The organism is Mycobacterium sp. NGS64, assembly GCF_059812245.1.
On record NZ_JCALCI010000024.1, the window covers coordinates 1 to 2572 of the forward strand.

Consider the following 2572-nt stretch of genomic DNA (forward strand, 5'->3'; position numbering starts at 1 on the left):
CATCGTCACCGGGCTAGGAGCAAGTCACGTCGATTTCGAACGGCTTGTTCACCGGCTGCATCGGGTTGGCCATGTCGACCCCGGTGGCGGTGCCGGTGACCTTGTAGCTGTTGCCGTTCTTGGTCGCCGAGGCGTTGCCCTGCCCGGAACCCTGCGCGTACGCGAGGGTCACACCGTTGACGTTGCCGAGCCCGACGGACTTCACCGTGTTGTCACCGGCGAGCACGACGGAGATGCCGGTTGCTGCACCACCGACCGCGATGGTCGTGTTGCCGCCGACCGTCGTGCACACGACGGACCCGGTTACGTTCTGGTTCTTGCCGTCGATGGTCACCGTCGGCGCTGCCGCGCCGCTTCCGGGGGTGGCAACCGCAACGGACGTGCCGTTCGCACTACCGCTCGTGCTCGACTTGTTGCTCGAACACCCGGAAATGCCTGCGGCCAGAATCGCCGCTCCGGCTACCGCGACAGTCAGTCCACGCTTCACCTGTTCTCCTTTGCCCGATTGTTGCGGTCCTCGGCATTGAGAACCGTCAAGGCAGTATGCAAGTTTGCCGTGCCGCAGGAAAGAGGTATGGCGAAATTGTTTCGCATCGGTTAACCCAGCAGCTCTGCACGCGTCCTTCCACCAAAGGACGCATTAATGGCACTGTGTTGCCGTGGACCACAAACCCCCCACCGCCGTCATCGAGTCGGCCCATCGCGACCATGCCCTGCCGTTCGACGACACCAGGGACTTCGAGAGCGCCGATCGCGGCTTCATCGCGGCCCTGTCCCCGTGCGTCATCACTGCGGCCGACGGGCGCGTGGTTTGGGACAACGACGCTTACTCCTTCCTCACCGGCGACGCGCCGACGTCCGTGCATCCGAGCCTTTGGCGCCAATCGACGCTGGCCGCCAAGCAGGGGCTCTACGAGGTGGTCCCGGGCATCTACCAGGTCCGCGGCCTGGACATCTCCAACGTCACCTTCGTCGAGGGCGACACCGGCGTCATCGTCATCGACCCGCTGATATCTACCGAGGTCGCGGCGGCGGCGCTGAACCTCTATCGCACCCACCGTGGCGGAGACCGTCCCGTCGTCGCAGTCATCTACACCCATAGCCACGTCGATCACTTTGGCGGCGTTCTCGGCGTCACCACGCAAGCCGACGTGGACAGCGGCGCGGTGGCGGTGCTGGCGCCGGAGGGCTTCACCGCGCACGCCGTCCAGGAGAACGTCTATGCCGGCCCGGCGATGACGCGCCGCGCCACCTACATGTACGGCTCCATGCTGGCGCGCGGACCGCAGGCCCACGTGGGTTGCGGGTTGGGGCAGGCCGCGTCCACCGGCGAGATCGGCATCATCGTGCCTACGGTCGACATCCGGGAGACCGGTGAGAAGCACACCATCGACGGTGTGGAGATCGAGTTCCAGATGGCGCCCGGCACCGAGGCGCCGGCCGAAATGCACTTCTACTTCCCGCGGTTCCGCGCGCTGTGCATGGCGGAGAACGCCACCCACAACCTGCACAACCTGCTGACCCTGCGCGGCGCGCTGGTGCGCGACCCGCACGCCTGGTCGGGCTACCTGACCGAGGCCATCGACACCTTCGCCGATCGCGCCGACGTGGTGTTCGCCTCCCACCACTGGCCCACCTGGGGCCGGGAGAGCATCGTCGAATTCCTTTCGCTGCAACGCGATCTGTACGCCTACCTGCACGACCAGACGCTGCGCCTGCTCAACCAGGGGCACACCGGCGCCGAGATCGCCGAGGCGTTTCAAATGCCGCCCGCGCTGGAGCGGGCCTGGCACACCCACGGGTACTACGGCTCGGTCAGCCACAACGTCAAGGCGGTCTATCAGCGCTACATGGGTTGGTTCGACGGCAACCCGGCGCGGCTGTGGCCCCATCCGCCGGAGTCGATCGCCCCCCGCTACGTCGACGCGATGGGCGGCATCGACCGGGTTGTCGAGCTCGCCCTGGCGGCGTTCGATGCTGGCGACTTCCGTTGGGCGGCAACGCTGCTCGATCATGCCGTCTTCACCGACAGCGGGCACGCGGCCGCCCGCTCGCTGTACTCCGATGTGCTGGAACAGCTGGCCTACGGCGCGGAGAACGCCACGTGGCGCAATTTCTTCCTGAGCGGCGCCGCCGAACTGCGCGACGGCAACTTCGGCACTGCAGCCCAAGTCGCCTCTCCCACAATGCTTTCTCAGCTAACACCCGAGCAGATCTTCGACAGCCTCGCCATCCGGGTCAACGGACCGCGCAGTTGGGACCTCGACATCGCCGTCGACATCGCGTTCGCCGACGCGGCCGCCAACTACCGACTGAGCCTGCGAAACGGGGTCCTCGTGCACCGCCGGGTGGCGCCCGACCCGGCGACGGCGACGGTTACGGTGAACGCCGACAGCAAGTTTCGCCTGCTGGCCGCGGCGATGGGCGACTTCGGCTCGCCCGGTCTGGACGTTTCGGGTGACCAGGCGGCGCTGCAGGCCTTCCTCGGCGCGCTCGACGAGCCCGACCCGGCTTTCAACATCGTCACGCCGTAGCTACTTCGCGAGCAGACGCAGAATCGCATGAAATCCGC

The 2572-nt window shown here is 66.7% G+C and carries 2 protein-coding genes; one reads left to right on the top strand and one right to left on the bottom strand.

What is annotated here, in order from left to right; translation table 11 throughout:
* Positions 1 to 13: 13 nt before the first annotated feature.
* On the bottom strand, positions 14 to 487 hold the full coding sequence (locus AC5Y4S_RS29715; protein ID WP_067154823.1) for a lipoprotein LpqH: 474 nt from the start codon (positions 485 to 487) through the stop codon (positions 14 to 16).
* 172 nt (positions 488 to 659) lie between these two features.
* On the opposite strand from AC5Y4S_RS29715, the gene AC5Y4S_RS29720 reads away from it, so the two are divergent.
* Entirely contained in the window at positions 660 to 2534 is a 1875-nt protein-coding gene (locus AC5Y4S_RS29720; RefSeq protein WP_500036090.1) for an alkyl/aryl-sulfatase, read from the top strand.
* Positions 2535 to 2572: the final 38 nt, after the last annotated feature.